At 39.1% G+C, this 24,125-nt stretch carries 15 protein-coding genes; 10 read left to right on the top strand and 5 right to left on the bottom strand.

Features of this window, described 5'->3' with window-relative positions; translation table 11 throughout:
* Positions 1-38 precede the first annotated feature (38 nt).
* On the bottom strand, positions 39-1,400 hold the full coding sequence (locus tag FC81_RS09110; protein WP_057746027.1) for an MFS transporter: 1,362 nt from the start codon (positions 1,398-1,400) through the stop codon (positions 39-41).
* 289 nt (positions 1,401-1,689) lie between these two features.
* On the opposite strand from FC81_RS09110, the gene FC81_RS09105 reads away from it, so the two are divergent.
* From FC81_RS09105 to FC81_RS09085, 5 genes are all read left to right on the top strand, one after another.
* The gene (locus tag FC81_RS09105; RefSeq protein WP_057746024.1) at positions 1,690-4,896 is read left to right on the top strand and encodes a glycoside hydrolase family 70 protein; all 3,207 of its coding nucleotides are present in this window, start codon (positions 1,690-1,692) and stop codon (positions 4,894-4,896) included.
* 267 nt (positions 4,897-5,163) lie between these two features.
* Complete coding sequence (locus FC81_RS09100; RefSeq protein WP_057746190.1) at positions 5,164-5,775, top strand: GTP pyrophosphokinase; 612 nt, start codon at positions 5,164-5,166, stop codon at positions 5,773-5,775.
* Between the two features lie 13 nt (positions 5,776-5,788).
* Positions 5,789-6,493: a response regulator transcription factor gene (locus tag FC81_RS09095; protein WP_057746021.1), complete on the top strand. Its 705-nt coding sequence runs from the start codon at positions 5,789-5,791 to the stop codon at positions 6,491-6,493.
* Positions 6,471-7,718, top strand: a complete 1,248-nt coding sequence (locus tag FC81_RS09090; protein WP_057746018.1) for a sensor histidine kinase — start codon at positions 6,471-6,473, stop codon at positions 7,716-7,718. Before FC81_RS09095 ends, FC81_RS09090 begins: the two co-directional genes overlap by 23 nt.
* 207 nt (positions 7,719-7,925) lie before the next feature.
* The gene (locus FC81_RS09085; RefSeq protein WP_057746016.1) at positions 7,926-8,408 is read left to right on the top strand and encodes a dihydrofolate reductase family protein; all 483 of its coding nucleotides are present in this window, start codon (positions 7,926-7,928) and stop codon (positions 8,406-8,408) included.
* 133 nt (positions 8,409-8,541) lie between these two features.
* Here FC81_RS09085 and FC81_RS09080 read toward each other — a convergent pair whose 3' ends face one another.
* On the bottom strand, positions 8,542-9,300 hold the full coding sequence (locus tag FC81_RS09080) for a YibE/F family protein (protein ID WP_057746013.1): 759 nt from the start codon (positions 9,298-9,300) through the stop codon (positions 8,542-8,544).
* Positions 9,301-9,302: 2 nt separating this feature from the next.
* Positions 9,303-10,427 (bottom strand): YibE/F family protein, encoded by a 1,125-nt coding sequence (locus FC81_RS09075; RefSeq protein WP_157054781.1) that lies wholly within the window; start codon positions 10,425-10,427, stop codon positions 9,303-9,305.
* Between the two features lie 158 nt (positions 10,428-10,585).
* Here FC81_RS09075 and FC81_RS09070 point away from each other — a divergent pair, with 158 nt between their 5' ends.
* Positions 10,586-12,682 carry an LTA synthase family protein gene (locus FC81_RS09070; RefSeq protein WP_235804674.1) on the top strand — a complete coding sequence of 699 codons (2,097 nt, stop codon included), beginning with the start codon at positions 10,586-10,588 and terminating at the stop codon, positions 12,680-12,682.
* A gap of 217 nt (positions 12,683-12,899) precedes the next feature.
* Here the strand turns inward: FC81_RS09070 and FC81_RS09065 are convergent, their stop codons facing one another.
* Positions 12,900-13,874, bottom strand: coding sequence for a DUF1307 domain-containing protein (locus FC81_RS09065; RefSeq protein ID WP_057746007.1), 975 nt, complete (start codon positions 13,872-13,874; stop codon positions 12,900-12,902).
* A 297-nt stretch (positions 13,875-14,171) separates the two neighbouring features.
* Here FC81_RS09065 and FC81_RS09060 point away from each other — a divergent pair, with 297 nt between their 5' ends.
* The gene (locus FC81_RS09060) at positions 14,172-16,706 is read left to right on the top strand and encodes a M1 family metallopeptidase (RefSeq protein WP_057746004.1); all 2,535 of its coding nucleotides are present in this window, start codon (positions 14,172-14,174) and stop codon (positions 16,704-16,706) included.
* A 278-nt stretch (positions 16,707-16,984) separates the two neighbouring features.
* On the opposite strand, the gene FC81_RS09055 is transcribed toward FC81_RS09060, so the two are convergent.
* Positions 16,985-18,193, bottom strand: a complete 1,209-nt coding sequence (locus tag FC81_RS09055) for an NAD(P)/FAD-dependent oxidoreductase (RefSeq protein WP_057746000.1) — start codon at positions 18,191-18,193, stop codon at positions 16,985-16,987.
* A 246-nt stretch (positions 18,194-18,439) separates the two neighbouring features.
* On the opposite strand from FC81_RS09055, the gene FC81_RS09050 reads away from it, so the two are divergent.
* From FC81_RS09050 to glpO, 3 genes are all read left to right on the top strand, one after another.
* Complete coding sequence (locus tag FC81_RS09050) at positions 18,440-20,362, top strand: peptidoglycan amidohydrolase family protein (RefSeq protein WP_057745997.1); 1,923 nt, start codon at positions 18,440-18,442, stop codon at positions 20,360-20,362.
* Between the two features lie 359 nt (positions 20,363-20,721).
* Entirely contained in the window at positions 20,722-22,239 is a 1,518-nt protein-coding gene (glpK, locus tag FC81_RS09045; protein WP_057745994.1) for a glycerol kinase GlpK, read from the top strand.
* A gap of 17 nt (positions 22,240-22,256) precedes the next feature.
* On the top strand, positions 22,257-24,119 hold the full coding sequence (gene glpO, locus FC81_RS09040; protein ID WP_057745992.1) for a type 1 glycerol-3-phosphate oxidase: 1,863 nt from the start codon (positions 22,257-22,259) through the stop codon (positions 24,117-24,119).
* The last annotated feature ends 6 nt before the right edge of the window (positions 24,120-24,125 follow it).

Here is a 24,125-nt window from a genome sequence, read left to right as displayed (position 1 = left end):
TGGCCCTTTATGTTGTCTTAACTAATACAGATGAGCTGTTAGTGGTTATTATCTAGTGCGATTTTTTCAAAAAAGTAGCCTGTAATTAAAGCAAATATTAATATGGCTAGGATGACTGCAAGCCAAGTAAAGTGCTGGAGGCCGTTAACGACACCGCTTTTAGCTTGTAAAAGTGCACCCACGGTTGTTCCTAATGCGCCCATAAACATTTGAAGAGTTTGAACGATCGCTGTTGCATCAGCTTTCTCAAGCTCATCTTCATCAGCAATTGCGGCGGTTTGTGCACTTGTATAAGCCATATTTCGACCGATGATGAAGATGATATATAACCCAATAATTGGTATTAAGGATAAGTGACGCGACCAGATAGCAATCCCCAGGACTACTAATGTAAAGATTGTGTTGCCCAAGTATAATGGCAGTTTAGGACCTTTAAAGTCATAGAATCTTCCAAATAAAGGTGTTAAGAATGCACCTAAGAGGGTGCCTGGCAGCAAAGAAAAGCCGGCCCAAAAACTTGAAGTATGCAAAAAAGTTTGTAAATACGTTGGAATAATCAGATTTAACCCTAGCATAATAAACATATAAAGTGCGATGGGAATCAGTAATGAAACGAATTTTACCTTGGTGAATAATCTTAGATTTAAAAAGGATTGTACAGAAGTTAGTCCTCGCCAAATAAATGCAATCAAAGTTATAAGTGCGACGGATAACCAAGTCCAATTAACCGCACCATTTTCTAGTTGATTGACCAGTAGCAAGGACGCTGTCAGACAAATTGCTAATAAAACAAAGGCTAGCAGGTCAAACGACTTATTTAATGAAGGCCGTTTTATTTCGCCAACTGTTTTCCAGCCTACTAATAATGATGTTAGTGGTGCAAGCAATAAGATAAAGAAGATTGAGCGCCAGCCTAATGTGTCAACTAGAGCTCCGCCGTACGTTGGTCCAAAGGATGGCGCTAAACTGATTACCATCGCGGCTAAACCCATCCATGTTCCAACTTTAGTGTAAGGGACGGTTGCGACAACGATATTAAAGATAAGCGGCATGGCGATTCCGGCAGCGATCCCTTCAAGGATGCGGCCTAAAAGTAAGAATGCCACATTAGGTGCTAGACCACAGATTAATGTTCCCAAGATGAAGATAAATATGCTTGCCAGCCACAGACTACGGCTGCTGTAGCGTTTAACAAGATAAGCACTTGTTGTCATCATTACTGTAACTGCCAATAAGTAAGCTGTTGTGACCCACTGAATATCATTTAAAGCGGTATGGAATTCTTCTGCTAATACTGGAAAGGTGACATTCATTGCAGTTTCTGCCATGATACCAGAAAATGATACTAACGCCACAGCCATGATGCTCAGCATGTCCTTTAATGAAACTCGTTCGTTCATACAATAACTCCCTTAATTTTTAATTTCAAAAATAAAAGCTGAACCCCCATTTCTGGTAGTTCAGCTTTTATACTCGCTAGATTGAGTTTTTCTTCCTCTTTTAAATTTAACTGATTCAAAAAAACAAGTCAATAGCTAAATAACTGCTTTCTTTATAGAAAAATTCTAACTATAAGTATATTTGTAATAAAATTCCCACAAATATTTCCATAAAAACCGAACATACGTTTGATAATTTTGAAAACCGGGCTTAAGATGAAATCAATCTTAAAGGAAAGGGAGTTTTGCTATGACTCAATTAGTATTAGAAAAACAACATAGATTAGGTAAAAAGCGGGGTGAACGAACAACTAATAAAGAGGGCTCAAAGATAAGCCCAGTTACTGAACGAAAACAGCTTGCTCAAGAGAAAAGGACTGCTCAGACAAGAAGTATTTCTCAAATTATGGGCGGAAAATACCTTAATATAAAAGAAACACGTTTTTATATCAATAGCCGTGGGAGAAAGCTTAAAGGGCTGCATAGGATCAATGGAAGATTACAATATTTTGATCAAACATCAGGGGCACAAATCAAAGGTGAGTTTCAAAAGGTTGATGGGATGACCTACTACTTTGATAAGATTTCAGGTAATGCTATTCCTTACGTTTTAACAGAAAATAATAAAACAAGAGCTTATCAAAGTGATGGCATACCGGCGGGGCCCGGCTTCTTTACTGATCAAAATGGAGATCTTTATTATTTTAAGCAGGATAATTCTTATGCGGTTGGATTACAGACGATTGATGGTGCCGTTTATTACTTTGATGATAATGGTCATTTAACGAAAGACACGTTAGAAACAGTTAACGGTAAATTATATTATTCTGATGTAGCAACGGGGCAAATGATCCAATTAATCTCACAAGTTATTCCAAGCCAAGCCAGTTCGAGTAAGGCAATTGCCGCTTTTGCGGCCCATAATACTGCGCATTCAGCTAACAAGAAGAGTTTTGAGGAAATTGATGGTTATTTAATGGCGGATTCATGGTATCGTCCTAAAGATCTGCTGGTTGATGGTCAGATCTGGGAGAAAACCCGTAAGAATGATTTTCGTCCCCTGTTAATGTCATGGTGGCCTAATAAAAACATTCAAGCAGATTATATAAATTATATGATTGAACAAGGAATGGTTGAGAGTGAACATAGATATACTGCTGCAGATAGTTCATTACTATTGAACAGTGCGGTCCAAAACATTCAGATTGTGCTTGAAAAAAATCTGACTATAACTGCATCTACTCATTGGTTACGGCAATTGATTCGTAATTTTATTAAAACCGAGGCAATTTGGAATAAGACTTCCGAAGATGTTAGTTCAGACGGATTACAATCTCTCCAAGGCGGTTTCTTGACTTATCGGAATAGTCAACTAACTCCAAACGCTAACTCAGATTACCGCATCTTAGGCTATGTTCCATCTTATATCAAGAATAATGATAATAAAGGTTCAGAATTCTTGTTGGCGAATGATATTGATAATTCTAATCCAGTTGTTCAAGCAGAAGAGCTGAACTGGCTTCATTATCTGCTGAATTTTGGCTCAATCACCGCAAATGATGTAACAGCTAACTTTGATGGTATCCGAGTTGATGCAGTTGATAATGTTGATGCTGATTTATTGAACATAGCAGCAGACTACTTTAAGAATGCTTACCATGTTGATCGAAACGATAAGACAGCTAATGCGCATTTATCAATTTTAGAAGATTGGGGTGCAGATGATCCACAATATATTTATGACCAAGGTGCTAACCAGCTGACAATGGATGATTACTTTGTTGGACAGATGAATTATTCTTTGGAAAATGCACCAGGAACAAACGATAAAATGGCACGCTTTTTAGAGTGGTATCTGATTGATCGGACTAATAACAGTACTGAAAATACGGCTATCCCGAACTATACTTTTGTCCGAGCACACGATTCTAATTCACAAGATCAGATTCAGTCAGCAGTCCAAGCAGCAACAGGCGGAAAACGCGGTGTGTTCACATGGCAACAACTACAGCAAGGGTTAGCGCTCTACTATAAAGATCAGCGTGCAACTGACAAACAGTATAATCGGTATAACATGCCCAGCACTTATGCAATGCTTTTGACTAATAAAGATACGATTCCGCGTGTTTATTATGGTGATCTGTACCTTGAGGGCGGTCAATATATGGCAGCTAAAACGATCTATTATGAGACGATTACTAATTTACTGAAAACAAGAATTAAGTATGTTGCGGGTGGACAAATAATGGCGGTTGACAGTAATGATGTTCTAACCAGTGTCCGTTTTGGAAAAGGAGCAATGACCGTAGACGATCAGGGAACAGATGAAACACGGACTGAAGGAATTGGTGTTATTGTCAGCAACGCTACTAAGCTGGAACTGGCCGATGATGAGCAAGTTGTGTTACACATGGGGGCCGCACACCGTAAGCAGGAATACCGAGCGGTAATCTTAACAACTGAAGATGGTGTGATTAACTATCCATCTGATGAAGGTGCGCCAATTGCTTATACCAATGATGAAGGTGACTTGATTTTTACCAAGCAAGAGATCGTATTGAATGGGAATAGCGAAAGAAATACAGGTATTCAAGGATTTGCTAATCCAGAGGTGACAGGATATCTAGCCGTGTGGGTTCCAGAAGGTGCAGCAGATGATCAAGATGCACGGACTACGCCTACAACAACACCTGCAACAGATAATAAGGTTTTCCATTCGAATGCAGCCTTGGATTCAAATGTTCTCTTTGAGGGATTCTCAAACTTTATTTCTTACCCAACAATGCATGATAATAATACTAATGTTGTTATCGCAAAAAATACGGGCCTTTTCAAAAAATTAGGTTTTACGAGTTTTGAACTAGCACCGCAATATCGTTCAAGCGGCGATAAGACTTTCTTAGATTCAACCATTGATAATGGCTATGCGTTTACTGATCGTTATGACTTGGGTTTTGGAACACCAACAAAATACGGAACAGTTGATGATTTACGAAATGCAATCAAGGCGTTACATGCAGTTGGTATTCAAGCAATCGCTGATTGGGTGCCTGACCAAATTTATAATTTACCTACCAAAGAACTAGTTACCGTTGACCGGACAGATGAAAGAGGTGACTTGTTAGCAGGCACTCAGTTACGCAATCGTTTATATGTTGCGAATACGATTGGCGGTGGTAAGTATCAAAAATTATATGGTGGAGCTTTCTTAGATTTATTGGAGACACAATATCCTACTTTATTTACAGAAAGACAAGCTTCTACTGACGAGCCGATCGACGCCAGCGTTAAAATTACGCGTTGGTCCGCTAAGTATTTTAATGGAACCAATATTTTAGGGCGCGGAAGTGAGTATGTTTTACGCAGTCCGTATGATAATTATTTCTACGTGGGTGAAAGTACAGCTACAACGCAGAAATTTTTACCGGCATCCCTTGTAACTGAAAAAGGTGAATAAACAAATTTTAGTGTAGTTTATAGAATAGTCGTTATAACTGGCAAGGATTCTCTTAATGAGATCGACTTGCCAGTTTTTTTGTAATTAATTGATTATTAAGTAGTTTTTGAATTAGTAATTTAGTTTTTATCTTACAAATAAATTTAATTATTTATGTTATCATGCAGAAAAATAAAAATCCTTACGACCTAAGAGCTCTGTTTAAAAATAGTAATCAGTGTGAAGACTGTTATAATAGTTAATTAATAGATTGAAGGAATGACGATGATAAAAATATATGGTGAGTTTGGTCCGTACCTCTCACAGATTAAAGATGATGTTATAAAAAAATTAGCTATTCTTAATCAGAGAGAGTGCGACAATAATAGTACTAAATTATATGAACATTTAATTGGCCGGGTTAAGGCTGAAGATAGTATGATTGAAAAATGCCAACGGAAAGGATTACCACTTTCACCACATAGTGCTCTTTATGAATGCCGGGATGCTATTGGAATTCGCATCGTTTGCAATTTCATTGATGATGTTTACCGTGCACTTACTCTTTTAAGGGCAGCCGACTGGTGTGAAATCGTTAAGGAAAAGGATTACATTACTAGGTCGAAACCAAATGGCTACCGAAGTTATCACTTGATTTTAAAAGTTACTACACCATATCCTTCCGTTCTGGCGGATACAGCTGGCACTTATTTTGTTGAAATTCAATTACGAACAATTGCAATGGATTCTTGGGCTAGTCTGGAACATGAGATGAAGTATAAACACAGTATTACAAACTCCAAGCAAATAGTTAAGGAATTAAAACGGTGTGCAGATCAGCTGGCGTCTTGTGATGTTCAAATGCAGACAATTCGGCAGTTGATTCACGAAGAGGATTGAGGAGAGATAAAAAATGCGGATCTTATTAGCTGAAGATGAAAAGGAGCTTTCTCGGGTTTTAGTTACTGCGATGCACAGTAAAGGTTATAGTGTTGACCCCGCGTATAACGGTTTGGAAGCTGTCGAAAAGGCAAGCCAAGGAGTCTACGATCTAATGATCTTTGATGTGATGATGCCCGTAATGACAGGGATTGAAGCCTTAAAGAAAATTCGGGCAGCTGGTGATCAAACATATATAATTATGCTGACGGCAATGTCTGAAATCAATGATAGGGTCACTGGACTGGATGCGGGGGCAGATGACTACATGACCAAACCTTTTTCACTAAAAGAACTCCTAGCACGTTTGCGTTCGTTAGAAAGACGCAGTGAAAACTATACTAATGATATTTTGAAATTTGGCGATATTACCCTCGATAGTAATGAACAACGACTAGAAAGTTTTAATTCAATCAGTCTTTCGGCAAAGGAAACTAAACTTTTGAACCTACTGATCTTGAATGCAGACAAGAAGATAGATAGCGATATTTTGATTGCGCACGTTTGGGAAAATGAGGACGACCTTGACCAAGATACTTTATGGATCTATATCTCTTATCTGCGTCAAAAAATCCAAGCAGTTAATGCACATGTTGAGATTCAGGGGAAGAAAGGTGGCCCGTACCAGCTTACCAATACTAGTGGGGGGGAGTCTAATGATTCAAAAGTTTCGTTATAGATTTATCGCTATTTCTACGGCTGCTTTGTTTTTGGTCCTTGTGACCGTGATAGGGAGTATTATTGGGATCTCAGTCTACCGTGCAAAACAGCAAATTAATAATGTTTTGGTGATACTCTCCCAAAATGACGGGCAGATAAACGCACAGATTAACACACAGAATGTTAAAAGAAGATTTGGGCCGGCATTTAATCGTGAAAGTCTCTATCAGTACCGTTATTTCAGCATTTCCTTTGATAAGGACGGCAATCAGACGAGCTTAGATGACACGCATATCGTCAGTGCTTCGAGAGAAACGATTATGGATCTAGGCCGGCGAGTTTACAATAGCAATAGTAAGTCAGGGACGATCAGTGCATTAAGAGCGAACTATGCGTATAAAGTGACCAATAAACCTGATAAAACAACGATCGTTTTTCTTGATCAGTCAGTGATTATGGAGAGTACTAATAATATTATGGAAATTGGGCTTTTTCTTGGCGCAGTTAGTTTGACCCTCTTTACCTTAATATTGATCGCATTCTCTAAACGGGCGATCAAACCAATTATTTTAGCTGATAAACGACAAAAAGAATTTATTACTAACGCGGGGCATGAGTTGAAAACACCTTTATCGATTATTAAAGCTAATACAGAACTGCAGGAAATGATGGATGGAGAGTCTGAATGGACGACTAGTAATGAACAACAAGTAGACCGTTTGACACATTTGATCAACAACTTGATTTCGCTAGCTCGAATGGAGGAGCAACCACAGATGGCGTTGACTACAATCAATGCTTCGGAAATATTTACCAAGGCTGCTAATAGTTTTAAAACTGTCATTGATCAGGAGAAGAAAAGCTTTCAGGTAGAAATTACACCAGGTCTAAAAATTAATGCTGAGGAAAATGGCTTTTATGAACTATGTAATATTCTGTTGGATAATGCTAGTAAATATTGTGATGATGGTGGGATAGTTACAGCCGCGTTAACCACCGATAAACACCAAAAAAGAGTCATGCTTACGATCGGAAACACATATAAGAATGGGGAAAAAACAGATTATACCAAGTTCTTTGAACGTTTTTATCGTGATGATAAATCACATAGTAGTCAGAAAAAAGGCTATGGAATTGGACTTTCAATGGCAAAGAAGTTGGTAAACTCATTCAAAGGAAGAATGAATATTCGTTACGATGACCAGCAAATTTTCTTCACCATCAGTTTTAAACCAGTTAGATAAGTGTGAAAGGCATCTTAATTGAAGTGGATTCCAGAAGTTCACTTTAATAGGATGGCTTTTTTTAACTGGCAAAAATATTTTGAATACGTATTCTTAAATTATTGTTTTTTAAAATCGATTTGAAGACCATATACCATATATGAGTAAGATTCTTCGCAAAAGGAGCTCTTCAATGATAGGCTACAGTTAAAAAGTGAGGGGATATAGATGCGAAAAATAGTTTTCTATGGGGCGATTAGTTTAGATGGTTTTCTAGCGACTGAAGATGACAGTCTGCAGTGGTTATTTGCGACAAATCTTGGTGGGGACACTAGCTATAGCCTGTTCGAGAAACAGATTAGCACAGTAGTGATGGGACGAATCACGTATCAGAAAACACGGAAGCTAATGAAACATCAGCTTCTTTACCCAGGAAAAGAAAAAATTGTTTTTTCACGAACGAAAACGGGCTCTTTTCCAGAAGGACGTTATGTTGCGGGGGATCCAGTGGCAATTGTAGATAAACTGAGAAAAGATGTAGGTAAAACAATCTGGATCGTGGGTGGCGGAGGACTGTTTAGCCGTTTATTAGCAGCAAATATGATTGATGAATTTTGGATCCAGCTTGCGCCAGTTGTGTTAGGTAAAGGGAAACGTTTATTTGAAGAGGGAGCTTTTCAAAAAAGACTGAAATTAGTTGAAGTAAGGTAAATGGGTGATTTTGCGGAATTACATCTAAAACAAGAGACTCAAAGTAAACTTGAATAGTGAGTGAACATGCTACATTAAGTTGATTTACTCGAAATAATAGGAAACTTTACGAATATGAGCACTAACAGCTCACCTAGTGTGTTGTTGATTTAGCTCGTCCAAGAATGGTTATCCAGATAACTAGTGGGATGGCGAGGATTACACCGATTATTGAAATAATAGTCATGAGAAATTCAACTACAAAGATTTTGTTGTTCAGAAATTCGCCGAAAGTGTAGTTGAGCCGAATAAACCAAATGAATAACGCTAAAAAGCCGCCAAAGAAACCAAAGAAAAGGGTATTAAAGGCTGTTGCAATAATTTGTTTTCCAAGTAGCATCCCATCTTGAGCTAACCGTGTATTTGAGATAGTAGGATTATGACGCAGTAGTTCACTTAATACAGCTGCGACAGATACCGCTGCTTCGGCGATAGCACCTAGACAACTTAGGATAGTCATTGCAATAGCGGCATCCATAAAGTTAAAACCGATCAAGAGGGACATACTCTCTAAATCAGCTGAATTCTCACTGCTGAAACCTTGGACTTGTGCCCAGTGCTCAAGCGGAATAATCAAAAGAATCAGAAGCGTTAAAATAATTACTGAGGAACAAAAGGCAGTGTTGGCGCTGTTAAGATCAGTATCCCGCAGATAAATTATTAGAACTAGGATAATGACGGCATTGATGGTCGTGACCCATAGATAAGGGAAATACCATGCGATTAAAATGACAGTTAAAAAAACAATACAGCAACAACCACCCAGGCTGATGAAAGCCTTAAGCCCGCTTACTCCGCCTGCAAGTAGCATTGTTAATAGTAAGACTACTGCTAAGATAACGATTGAATTCATCGCTATTTACCCTCCCTCTTTTGATAACAATACCAGCTAGTTAAGATCGTTGTAATTGGAATTGTCAAGGCGATTGCGATACCACTGATAATACTTTGAACGATCCCTAACGACATTACCATGGCAAATGTATAGCTGAAGTTGTTCCCATTACGCATCGTTAGAATGACCATCGGTAAAGTACCAGCAATAAAAATCAAAAATAACACATTGATGAGTGGCCCCATCACTGATTGTCCGATCTTACGTCCGGCGCGCATAAAATCCTTAAAATTTAAAGTGGGGTTCTGGTAAGAAAGAACAAACAAGCTGGCGGTAATATCAGTTGCAACATCCATGACAGCCCCCAAGGCACCGAGGATGCTACCGGCAAGATAGAGTGGGATCCGCAATTGAGTGACATAGCCCATCATTTCAAAATTAATACCATTGTAGCCAGTCTTAGTGAGAATAATAATTGAAAGCAATAGGCCTAGAAAAGTACTGCTTAGCGAAGAACAAAACAAGATCAACGCTTGCTTGGAGTAACCAAATGTCAGTAAGGCTGTGATCCCCAATAGTAAGACAGCGAGTAAACCAAAAATAACAAGAACATTAGTTGTCGTTGCATGTGTAACAACATCAATTTTGATGGCGGCAAAAAAGAAGACAGCGTTTAGGAGAACGCTGATGAGTGCCATCAAGCCATGAACTTTGACGATCAGCAGTAATAGTCCGATCGCCAAATAGGTAATTGAAAAGAGGATCGTATCACGTTTCATGCCGGTAATCATAATTGCAGATGGTTTTTTTAGACTAGGCAGATTGAGAAATAATTGCTGCCCGCGGTGATAACGTAAGTCATATGCATTGGAATAAGAAAAAGTGTTATCAAGTTTAATGAAATGTCCACGGTAGGAGCCGTTGAGTACTTTTAACTTAAGCGTTTGAGTCTGTTGATAATCCTTATTGTTAAAATTATCAGTCTGCGCGGTTCGGTGGTGATTCTGGACGGCAACAACTTGTCCAATGGGACTCTTATACAAGTGAGCATTATTAGTCGTAAAGATGTAACCACCGCTTCCTATCAAGAGGAAGAGCAATAGTTTAAACCAATTGATGTGAATAAGGTTATGACGTATTTTCAAAGGAAGACCAGCTCCAAGATAATTTTTAATAGCTATGAGAATAGTTGCTAATGAAATAAAAAGGTGCAAAGCTAATTTATTTGCTTTATGATAAATAGTAATGATTACTATTTGGTATAGATAAGAATAACACTTTAAAGAAGTAAGGAAGAGTGCTTGTGGGAAAAACTTTAGAAAAAATTAATACGAGAATGGGTTTCTATTGGATGCTAGTCCTTTTACTATGGTTGAAAACGATTCTAGCATACACCGTTGATTTTACACTTGGTGTAACTAACTTTTTTCAATGGTTTATTCTAGTACTGAATCCACTAGCGGCAATCCTTCTGCTACTAGGAATAAGTCTCTTCGTTCGAAAAACAAAACTCTATTATGGTTTATTATTTGCGGGGTATCTTAGCCTGACGGCAATTCTTTATTTAAACGCGATCTATTTTCGCGAGTTTTCTGATTTCATTACATTGAGTACAGTGATGGGATACGCTGATGTCAATAAGGGATTAGATGGCAGTTCGGCGGCATTGGTTAAGTTCCACGATCTTTTCTACTGGCTTGATGTAGTGCTCATTATGTTGGGTTTTAGTTTGCGTAAAATTAAAAGAGACACACAAAAAATTAGTTTTAAGAAAGCTTTTACGCTATTTTCAGCTAGCCTTTTACTAATGACTTTAAATTTGACGTTAGCAGAAATTGACCGGCCGCAGTTATTAACGCGAACTTTTGATAGAAGGTATATGGTTAAATACCTGGGGATCAATGTTTTTACAGTTTATGATAGTTTTAATATGGGGCAGAAAGCTGCCATGCGTGGACGTGCAACCCACAAAAATCTACATAAGATAGTTAAGTATGTTCATGGGAGACAAGTCCAACCTAATCCGCAATATTTTGGAATTGCTAAAAAAAGAAACGTTATTATTGTTCACCTAGAAAGTTTTCAGCAGTTTTTAATTGATGACCGAGTTGCAGGACAAACAGTAACTCCTTTTTTAAATAAACTTTACCATGACCAAAACACACTTTCCTTTGCTAATTTTTTTCACCAAGTAGGGCAAGGGAAGACAAGTGATGCGGAAAACATGCTAGAAACAGGGACTTTTGGTTTACCGCAAGGGTCGCTCTTTACCGAACTGGGGAACGATCAGGTCTTTCAAAGTGCACCGGCGATTTTGAGGCAGCAGCAAGGTTATACATCAGCAGTCTTCCACGGGGATGTTCCAAGTTTCTGGAATCGAACGAATGTCTATAAAAATATGGGTTTCCAATATTTTTTCTCAGCTGATTATTTCAATACTAAGGGCAGAAACTCCGTAGGTTATGGACTAAAAGATAAATTGTTATTTAGAGATTCAGTCAAATACCTGCAGTACTTACAGCAGCCATTTTATGCTAAATTCATCACGTTGACGAATCATTTCCCCTTTGAATTAGACCAACGAGACTCGACTTTTCCAACTCTGCAGACAGGTAATAAACAGGTCAATAATTATTTTAGGACGGCTAATTACCTAGATCAAGCGGTCGCAGAGTTCTTCACTTTTTTGAAAAAATCGGGTCTGTATAATAATTCCATCATTATTTTATATGGAGATCATTATGGGATCTCCAATTCAGCTAATCCTGAGCTGGCTAAAACATTTGAACAAGATCCAGAACATTTTGACTTCTTAGGTAAAAAGTCAGTTCAGAAATGGTCTAACTGGGATAATGCTCAGTTGCAGCGGGTTCCTTTTATGATACATATTCCAGGTTCTAAAAAGGGAGGTATTTTAAAGCAGTATGGTGGTGAAATAGATGTTTTACCGACGCTCCTGCATTTATTAGGCATCAAGACAACTAAATATCTCCAGTTTGGAACGGATCTACTTAGTCGGGCTCACCAGCAGACGGTAGCTTTTAGAGATGGAGATTTCGTAACGCCGACTTTTAGCAGAGTAAATGAAACTTTTTATGATAGACATGGTCAGTCATTTACACCGCAAGGAAAATGGAAGCTGGAAGCAACTGTGGCACAAAAACAGGTTCATACGCAACTGAAGATGTCGGATATACTTAACCAAGAAAATCTGTTGCGTTTCTATCATCCTGCGGGGTTTCAGAGAATCAAACCGCAGGAATATGATTATAGAAATTTATTGGAACGAGAATTACGTATTCAAAAAAGGCTGAAGACGAGCTCAACTTCACTTTTCTCTAAGCAAAAGGGCCATACTTTTTTGAATGATTACCATACAGACGCACCCGAGCTTAAATAGACACTGCATCACAATTTAGTTCGGAATAAAGGAGCTGTGCCAAAAGTTAAATTTTGGCACAGTCCCTCTTTTATTGCGTATAAACGTGTTCCATAAGTCAAAATTCTCCGTCTAACTTCGAATTACTCATAGCAAAGTACTCGCTATGTTCGTAATTTCGAGTTATTACTCAAATTTTCCCGGCTTATGTCACACTCTCTTTATTGAATAGCAGTACTTAGTAATTACTTTCGCGTTTTGAAATTAATTTATCGTTAGTAAAGTAAAAGATGTAGTCTTTTTTAGATGCCCGGTTGCGGTAAGTCAGTGTGGCATAAGAAGTGGTCCTGCTGCGAAAGGCAGTTGCACGTGTTGGTTCACCTAAAGCAGTAATGACTGCGCTATACTCAGTTCCATTTTCAAGCGAATCAAAAATTGCACTGCTGATGTTTTTACGACTAGTTCCATACCTAGTCAAAGTTTTGGTGAGGACTTGATTTCCCGAAGTGGAAACTGAAAGATATGCCAACTTGTTAGGTGATAGGTACCAGAGGTACATTCCACGTTCCATCCCACTGGTCCCTTGTGTTTTTTGCGTTCTATCCGGTCTACCAAGTTCTTTAGTTAATTCATCAACAGTCGTTGCATTAGTATCGATAGTCGACGAAGCTAGCTTGATGTTGTTGAAATCTTTAATTGAATATGGGGCTTGAGTTAGTTCCTTCTTGCTGAAATTGCGGAACTTATTGTCAGTTACCTTAACAAAGTTGTGGCGTTTTACTAAAGTCTCACTCTTTTTTAGGCTAATATTATTGCTTTCCGTGCCAGAAGTATAGCGCATCCCTGGCAGATGACGAACGTCGTCTAAATTAACTTTGCTGTAATCGATCGTTAATTTTTCTTCAGCGTAGGTTTTCTTATAAGTTATTTTCTGGCTCAAGCCTTTGATTCCTTGAAATTTTTTGGAGATTGGGTCAAGAACCTGTTGTGCACTTTCCTTATCGACGGCACCTAAGGCAGAATAGAGGATCGTATTTTTGGTTTCCTGCCGAGTAACCTTATCTTGGCGAGCGTAGTAAGTTAAACGTGTGTCAGTTCCATTATTAAAGCGCTGGTAATGTACTTGTTTTTCTGGTAAAAGACTGCAGGCCGCTAGTAAAAAAGTAAGAATAAGGACAAGGAAGGTTCCTCCCCAAAACCGATAGCGTTTCATTTTTGACTCCCCCTTTTTAGCCGAATTACGATATATGATATTAGTGCGTACTCCATAGGTCTATTTTAGCCGATTAAGTAATCTTTGAACAGTTAAGCGCTCTTAAATGAACTAACTTTATACAATAAATATATATTTTAAAAGAAATTGTATAAGGTTGTACTTAGAGTTAGAAAAGCAACCTTAAAGACTAAGAAAAATTTATTTAAACTAGTTTGTAAGCAGCCACCTAGATAGTAGCACCAACAGGCTGAAAGTCGTATAATAGCTTTATTCTAGTAAAGTAGAGGAGAAATTATGGCTGAATTGACACGTTTTTATAAAATGTTCCAACCAACGCACTACGATCTTTTTTTGGATATTAATCGTGATACCAAGAAGATTACTGGTAAAACAACGATAATGGGAACTGCTATGGAACCAACGATCGCTATCCACCAAAAAGATCTAGCGATTTTAGCTGTTCAGGTAGATGAACAAGATGTCCCGTTTGAAACCGATGCAGAAAACGACGCACTCAGAATCAGTTTGGCTCAGACAGGTGATGTCAAGCTGACAATAACCTATGCAACAAAATTAACTGACACGATGATGGGTATTTACCCTTCATATTACACGGTAGATGGTGTTAAGAAACAAATTATTGGAACGCAATTTGAAACCAATTCTGCTCGTCAAGCTTTTCCGTGTATTGATGAACCCGAAGCAAAAGCAACTTTTGCAATTGCACTCAAATTTGATGAACATCCAGGAGAAGTTACCCTAAGCAATATGCCAGAAGCTAAGGTCGAAGACGGTGTTCATTATTTTGAAACAACGCTGCGGATGTCCACTTACTTAGTGGCCTTTGCTTTTGGCGAATTGCAAAGTAAGCAGACAACAACTAAGAGTGGGGTTAAAATTGGGGTCTTCGCTACTAAAGCACATCAGGCTAAAGAACTTGACTTTGGTTTGGATATCGCCAAGCGTTCTATTGAATTTTATGAAGAATTTTATCAGACACCATATCCACTGCCACATTCTTGGCAACTCGCATTGCCGGACTTTTCAGCAGGTGCAATGGAAAACTGGGGACTAGTAACGTATCGAGAAGCTTATCTGCTGCTTGATCCTGAAAATACAGCACTCGAAATGAAACAGATCGTTGCAACAGTAATTGCACATGAATTGGCACACCAGTGGTTTGGTGATTTAGTAACCATGAAATGGTGGGATGACTTATGGTTGAATGAAAGTTTTGCTAATATGATGGAATATGTTGCAGTTGATGCACTCGAACCAGACTGGCATATCTGGGAAACTTTCCAAACATCCGAGGTTCATGCAGCTTTACAACGTGATGCAACAGACGGTGTCCAATCTGTCCATGTCGATGTGGCTAACCCAGCTGAAATCGATGCCCTTTTTGATGGTGCGATCGTTTATGCTAAGGGTTCAAGAATGTTAGTGATGGTTCGTGCTTTGATTGGTGATGATGCACTGCGTGCAGGGTTAAAAGCATACTTTGCAGCACATCAGTTTGGAAATGCAACTGGAGCAGATCTGTGGGCTGCTTTGGGTGAAGCAGCTGGGATCAATGTTGGAGCTATTATGAACTCATGGCTGGAACAACCTGGGTATCCAGTAGTGACTGCTAGCGTTGATGAGGGACAACTAGTACTTCAACAACAGCAGTTCTTTATTGGTAAGGGTCAAGAAAAGGGACGGCAATGGCAGATCCCGTTGAAGAGCAACTATGATGCTGCCCCAGCGATTTTAAGAGATCAAAAAGTTGTTTTAGGCAATTATGCCACCTTACGGAAGGATAATGGTGTTCCGTTCCGCTTGAATATGGATAATAGCTCGCACTTTATCGTTAAGTATGATAAGACTTTGCTAGCAGATCTAGTGGAAAATTCTGCCCAACTTGATGCTATTTCAAAATTGCAGCTTTTACAGGATCTACGTTTGCTTGCGGAAGGTAAACAAGTATCTTATGTTGAATTAGTACCACTGCTTTTAAAATTCGCAACGAGTAAAGCTGCAGTTGTCAACACTGCACTGTACCAAGCTGCTGGCAATTTGAAGAAATTTGTGGTTCCTGATTCTGAAGAAGAACAGAAACTACGTGCTTTCTTCGATAAGCTGAGTGCCGCTCAACTTACACGTTTGGGCTGGGAGACAAGACCAGGCGAATCAAATGATGATCAATTAACACGTCCATATGTTTTAAGTGCTTCTCTGTATGCTGAAAATGCAGCTGCAATCGTAGCAGCACATGCTTTATTTACGGCTAATAAGGACCAACTTGTGGCACTGCCAGCTGATATTCGAGTCTTTATCTTGAGTAATGAAGTAAAACAGTTTGGGAATAGGCAGTTATTTGAAAAGTTGTTAACGGCATACAGAGAGACTGCTGATGCTAGTTATAAAGCGGACCTAAGTGCGGCTCTCACAAGTACTAAGGATCAAGCTTTAATTGCAGATCTAATTGAAAAGTTCGAAGATGCTGATATAATCAAACCACAGGATCTGCGCGCGTGGTTCCGTGGACTTTTAGCTAATAAGGATGGCCAGCAAGCAACGTGGAACTGGCTTCGTGATGAATGGCACTGGCTTGAAAAAACGGTTGGCGGTGACATGGAATTCACAACGTATATTACGGTTATTGCAAGTATTTTCCGGACCCCACAAAGACTGGCAGAATTTAAGGCTTTCTTTGAACCTAAGATAGAAACACCAGGTTTAACACGTGAGATCACGATGGACATTACGGTGATTGAAAGCCGGGTTGCATTGATTGAACATGAAAAAACTGCGGTGAACAAGGCAATTGCTGCAGCTATAAAATAAACATGTCCAACTTTTCTAAGGCAGTACAAAGTCGGGAAAATTTGAGTACTAACTCAAAATTACGAACATAGTGAGTACTTTGCTATGAGTAATTCGAAGTTAGACGGAGAATTTTGACTTATGGAACACGTTTATATGGAACAAAAGAAGGAGCTGTGCCAAAAGTTAACTTTTGGCACAGCTCCTTCTTCTTTTGAACATAATTAGCCGTCAATCCACAAAGTTTAGCCTGGATTGGCGCACTTCTATGATATAGGGTTGAATTAATCGCTATCGCACTACACTTTTTGCAGCGGTACGATTTGTTGCAATACCGCTAACTGGGGTTTTTTCTTCAGTATATTACGGTAATGATCTAAGTTGATCTTGGTATTCCACAAGAGGACTCCCTGTAAATAATCATCTTTGTCAAAGTAATAGATCACACTACCATCTGAGTGCTGCATTTTTTCAGCATACATAGTTGAACTGGAACTAACATGGCCTAGAGCTTCCCAGTTGATATCGAAGACCCAGCTGTAAAAATACGGGGTATGGTCGTAAGTCTTTGGTGCACCAGCCATACTTTGTCCAGCTGTGTAGCCAGATTTGATTGCATGATTGACATGGCCGGCTTTTTGGCGACCTAGGATAGCATCTGGATAGGAGATGATGTCACCAGCAGCCCAAATATCATGAACAGATGTTTTGAGCTGCTCATCTACAATTACACCATAATTATCTACTGACAGAGGGATCTTTTCAGCAAGATCAAGATTAGCTTGAGCACCTAGACCTAGTACTAGACCATCTCCTTTAAGAATAGTCCCATTCTCCAAGAAAAGCTTAACGTGTTTGTCGGTAACTTCATATTTAACTGCCCTTGTTTCGGGATAAATTTTAACACCGGCATCAAGATAGCGTTGCTGATATGCCTTACTTAAAAAAAGAGGAAATTTTTTCTCATAAAGGCGATGATCACTGATAACAAGTGAAACGTGGACGTCATTTTGAATAAGCCCAGCAGCTATTTCATTACCAATATAGCCGTTACCGACGACGATAACATGCTTATGAGTTTGACTAAAAGAACGAATCCGTCGGTAATCGGCTTTAGAACGCAAAGCAACAACTAAATCACTAGCTGGACCAGAAAGTTTCTGAGGTGAACTTCCAGTCGCCAACAGTAATTTATCATAGCTGAACTGCTTATTATCAGCAGTAGTAACAAGATGGTCCTTGGGCTTGATCTGAGTTACCTGTGTCTGCAAGAAGAGAGTAGTATTATTTTTCTCAGCTGTTTGGAGATCTGTGTCGTCTTCCGTAAAATCAGGATCGACCCAGAGTTTTTTACTCAGGGCAGGTCGAGCATATGGGGCATCACTATCTGCAGAAATAATCCCTATCGATCCACTTGCGTCAATAGAACGAATTCCAGCTGCGGCTTGATCAGCAGCCATACCACCGCCAATAAGGAGATAGTTAAAATGTTTACTTTTTAAGGACATAAATAGTACCTTCTTCCACTTTTTAATTAATAATAAGACTTCCTTTTAGTAAGAGAGTTCCGCTTTTCATTATAAATGAGTTACTGCAAAAATTTAAAAAATCTGCCTGAAAGCCTATATCCAAAATATTTTTTTATTTTTTTAAGCTAAAACTGTTTAAAATAAATAAATTTAAGCGATAATATTAGATATGGTGAGTAAAATTTATAATTTTATGTTGAAGAAAGATGGGGGAAATTTTAAGCAATGATGTCTGGTAAAAAGCATTATAAGATGTATAAAGCTGGTAAAAGTTGGTTTTTTGCTTCAGTCATGACTTTGGCGGCCGCTGCAGGGCTGATGCTCGGTGATGCGGTAGTTTCAGCTGATACAGTTCCTGCTGAAAGCAAAGCAGTAGTTACCACTGTTAAAAATGATAGTGCCCAAAGTAGTAGTATGCGAGCTAAAACAACGGACACTAAAGCAGTAGTTAGAACAGCTGATCAAGCTACAACAGCAAGCACTACGGTCGAAGAAAACAGTCAGTCTACGACGGCAGCTTCGAATACAGCTAAGTCATCAGTGACAACAAGTGCTGTAAGTAGCTCAGATACGGTCAAAGAACAGACAAACTCAAAGACAGCAGAAACGACGACAGTCAATGAAAAAACAAATTCAAGTGTGAAAGTAGCGACAGATCAGGCATCTAATTCAAACACAACCGCTAAGATAGTTAAGGCAGCTGTTAACCAGCCGCAACAATCCACAGCTGCGCCAGCAACAGAAACTGAGAAGAATAACGTACAGCCAACTGTTAATGATAAGCCTAAAAATGTACAGCCAAAGCAACATACATATAAACAAGTCTATACAAATGGTCATTGGTATTTGACGGATACATTAACAAATAAATATCTAACTGGTTTTCAAAAGATTAAGGAGCAGAATAAGACCGTTTACTATAGTAATAATGGTCAGATGCAGTATGGACAGCAATATCTGAATAAATATTGGTATTTATTTGACTACGCTACCGGTGCAATGAAGACAGGCTTTCAATATATCAGTAATCAGCATAAAACGGTTGATTATAATGGTAGAGGTCAGATGCAGTATGGGCAGCAGCAGCTGAATAACCACTGGTACTTATTTGACAACAATACTGGCGCAATGAAAACTAATTTCCAGTATATCGGTAACCAACATAAGACGGTCCACTATGCAAACAATGGTCAGATGCAGTATGGACAGCAATACCTAAATGGTCACTGGTACTTATTCGATAATAATACCGGTGCAATGAAAACTAATTTCCAGTATATCAGTGACCAACATAAAACAGTCGATTACAATAATAATGGTCAAATGCAATATGGACAACAGCATTTGAATGGTCACTGGTATTTATTTGATGGTCATACCGGTGCAATGGAAACCGGTTTTCAGTATATTGGTAACCAACATAAGACGGTCCACTATGCTGATAATGGTCAGATGCAATATGGACAACAGCATATTAAGGGATACTGGTATCTTTTAGATGGCAATACGGGCGCGGTCCAGGTAGGCTTTTGTTATATCCCTAACCAGCATAAGGCGGTCTACTACAATAATAGCGGTCAGATGCAGTATGGTCCCAGAACAATAGATGGGGTCCACTATTATTTTAGACCTGGAACCGGTGCAGTGACCGGTGGTAAAGGAATCGTTGAGCGTGCTCTAAATTGGTTCTATGAACGTGAAAATCACATTACTTATTCAATGATGGGATCACGTAATGGTCGTGATGGGACGGCTGATTGTTCTGGTTCAGTAACGCAGGCTTTATGGAGTGCAGGTTTAGGAACGCCAGCGTCGTGGGCTAGAAGATGGGGTGGCTACAATACTGATAGCTTACATGGATATTTGCTAAGCAATGGTTTCAAACTAGTCTCCCAGGATCATCCGATAAATGTGCAGCGTGGTGATGTTATTATCTGGGGTAGGCGTGGTGCAAGTAGTGGTGGCGCAGGGCATACCGGAATTATTTCTTCACCAGGTTACATGGGTTCACCTAATACACTAGCTAAGTTTATTTCGACTTGTTATTGGACAAACGGGCAACGAAATACTGCTATTCAAGATCTTTCGTACTACAGTTACTGGCAATATGATGATAAACCATATTATTATGTTTATCGGCATGCATAAGAAAAAGTATGCTAATAAGTGCCAGTCTTTAAGGATTAAATGCTGGGGTAGTAACTACAAATAATTATATAAAACAAACACTAAGTGACCTATACCTTCGAAGTTAAAGTAAAAACTTTAGCTTTGGAGGTATTTTTTTATGATAAAGGTTTCAAAGGTTATCTTTTGACTTGGGGTCTGTTTTATTTTATTTTAGATTAAACTAAACTAAGAAAAAACTGATAATCAAGTCACAATAAGACAAATAAGTTGAATAAAAATAAATATTGTGCAAAACTTAAATTATTATGATAGCGCATACAAAAAGCGTGCGATTATTAAACAACCTAAATTATTTTAGGCTATAGGGGGAATTATTAATGACTGAGTCATATGTAATGGCGATCGATGAAGGAACAACCAGTACAAGAGCAATTATTTTTGATCATGAAGGAAAAAAAGTCGCTGATTCACAGAAAGAGTTTACACAGCTTTTTCCACATCCAGGCTGGGTGGAGCATAATGCAAATGAAATCTGGAATGCAGTCTTATCAACAGTTGCAACGGCTTTTATTGATTCTGGGATCCATCCTAATCAAATTGAGGGAATTGGTATTACTAATCAGCGTGAAACAACAGTTGTTTGGGAAAAGAAGACAGGTTTACCAATCTATAACGCAGTTGTCTGGCAGTCACGGCAAAGTAACGAACTAGCTGAAAAACTGAAGCATGATGGCAAAGCAGAAATGATTCACCAAAAAACAGGTTTAGTTGTAGATGCGTATTTTTCAGCAACTAAGGTCAGATGGATTTTAGATCAAGTTCCGGGTGCTCAGGAAAGGGCAGAAAAAGGAGAACTGCTCTTTGGGACGGTTGATACATGGCTCGTTTGGAAACTAACCGGTGGTGATGCCCATGTAACGGACTATACGAATGCCTGTCGAACGATGCTTTTTAACATCCATGACTTGGACTGGGATCAAGAGATTTTAGAATTATTGAATATCCCTCGGTTAATGCTGCCAGAAGTCAAGGGGAATTCAGAGGTCTATGGTAAAACAAAAGAATATCATTTCTACGGTAGCTCTATTCCAATCGCAGGGATGGCTGGTGATCAGCAGGCTGCCTTGTTTGGTCAGTTGGCATTGAAAAAGGGAATGGTTAAAAATACTTATGGTACCGGATCGTTTATTGTGATGAACACCGGCTCGGAGTTAACACTCTCGCAAAATGATTTATTGACAACTATCGGCTATTCGATCAACGGCAAAGTGACCTATGCGCTCGAAGGTTCAGTCTTTGTGGCTGGCTCGGCTTTGCAATGGTTACGGGATAGCATGAAGATGCTACGGACTGCACCCGATTCAGAAGAAGCAGCACTTACTTCAAAAAGTCGGGATGAAGTTTACGTTGTTCCTGCTTTTACTGGGTTGGGTGCTCCATATTGGGATAGTGAAGCACGTGGAGCAGTTTTTGGCCTAACTCGTGGAACAACTCGAGAAGACTTTATCAAAGCAACTCTACAAGCGCTATCTTACCAGACACGAGATGTTGTTGATACGATGAATAAGGACACCGGGATCAAGATTCCAGCCTTACGTGTTGACGGTGGTGCGGCTAATAATAATTATTTAATGCAATTTCAAGCTGATTTGCTAGATATTCCGATCGAAAGAGCCAAAAATCTTGAAACAACGGCGATAGGAGCAGCCTTTTTGGCAGGACTCGCAGTCGGATTTTGGAAAAATACTGATGAGCTTCAGCAAATTTTTGAAGTAGGTAGGACTTTTGAACCTAAGATGGGACAAGAAAAGCGCGAGAACCTTTATATGGGCTGGAAAAGTGCGGTCAAAGCAACACAAATGTTTAAATTTAGACCAGAAAATGAAGATGATTAGAAAGAAGGCAGAAGTAAATGACATTCTCAGGTGAAACACGTTCAAAAAACGTTAAGCGCTTGCAAAATGAAAACATTGATCTATTAGTACTTGGGGGAGGAATAACAGGTGCTGGTGTGGCGGTGCAGGCTACAGCTGCAGGTATTAAAACAGGTTTGATTGAGATGCAGGATTTTGCCGAAGGAACTAGTTCACGCTCAACTAAATTGGTACACGGTGGTTTGCGTTACCTAAAGACTTTCGACGTTGAAGTAGTTTCGGATACAGTTAAGGAAAGAGCAGTTGTGCAGGGGATAGCCCCGCATATTCCCCGTCCCTTTCCCATGCTACTACCAATTTATGATGACTCATCCTCAACTTTTAATATGTTCAGTCTAAAGGTCGCAATGGATCTCTATGATCGATTAGCTGGTGTTGAAGGAACTAAATACGCTAACTATACGATTGACAAAGATGAAGTGATCCAAAGAGAACCGGGAATCAAACAAGATAAATTACTTGGTGCAGGAGTCTATCTTGATTACGTTAATAATGATTCCAGACTTGTTATTGAAAATATCAAAGAAGCTCACGCATTAGGCGGAATTATGGTCAGTCGTGTAAAAGCCGTTGCTCCAGAGTATGACGTTGATGGAACGATTAATGGGGTAAAGGCACGGGATGAATTGACAGGTGAAGAATTCATTATTCATGCCAAACTGGTAATCAATACTACTGGTCCATGGGTCGACAAGATTTTTGCACATAATGAAGATAAGAGCAATATTCCTCGGATGCGTCCTACTAAGGGGATCCATCTTGTAGTTGACGAAGAACGTTTGGTGGTTCCACAACCCACTTACTTTGACTCAGGTATGGGTGATGGGCGAATGATCTTTGTTGTTCCACGCGAAGGGAAGACGTATTTTGGGACGACAGATACTGATTATCATGGTAATTACCGTCATCCACGGGTTGAACAAGAAGATGTAACTTATCTCTTGAAAGCAATTAACAAACATTTCCCAAATGCTGCACTTACACTAACTGATATTGAAGCCAGCTGGGCGGGGTTGCGGCCGTTGATAGCTGGTAATAGCAGTTCAGACTACAATGGTGGCGGGGCTAACACTGGTAAAGTATCTGAAGAAAGTTTTGCACATTTACTGAAAACAGTTGCTTCATTCAATAGAAATGAAGCAGCACGTGCAGATGTTGAACAGGCCATTAGTCAACTGAAAACAGCCCGAGTAGAGACTGAACTGTCAGCTTCACAAGTCTCACGTGGTTCATCGCTTGATGTTGGTGAGAATCGTCTAATTACTTTGTCAGGTGGTAAAATAACTGATTATCGAAAGATGGCAGCTGGAGCATTACGTGTAATTAAGAAAATGCTGCAAGATTATTATGGGATTGCAAGTAGTGAAATTGATTCTAAAAAACTACAAGTTTCTGGTGGACATTTTGACCCGACTAATGTTGAAGATACAATGGCATTCTATAAAACAATAACGGAAGAAAAAGGGATACCTGAAAAACGGGCACTTGAACTTGCTAATCGATATGGGTCGAATACACCACGTGTTATTTCAAATATTAATAAGGTCCGAACTGACAAAGAATCAAAACTTGATCTGGCCGAACGTCTCAGCATCTACTACGCAGTTACGGAAGAAATGACGTTAACACCTGTTGACTATCTATTGCGACGAACGAACCATATGCTCTTCCACGCTGATCAGTTAGAGGCAATAAAAGAAGCAATTATTGAAGAAATGGCTGTGATTTTACGTTGGTCGAGTACAGAAAAAAGTAAAATGCAACAACAGTTGGAACAGACACTTGCAGAAACTAGATTAGACTATCTCAAAAAAAGCAAACAAAAACAATTGATAGGGTAGGTGACA

Source organism: Liquorilactobacillus capillatus DSM 19910 (genome assembly GCF_001434915.1).
GTDB lineage: Bacteria > Bacillota > Bacilli > Lactobacillales > Lactobacillaceae > Liquorilactobacillus > Liquorilactobacillus capillatus.
The sequence above is the reverse complement of the archived record's forward strand: the minus strand, read 5'-3'. Positions and strand labels throughout refer to the sequence as shown.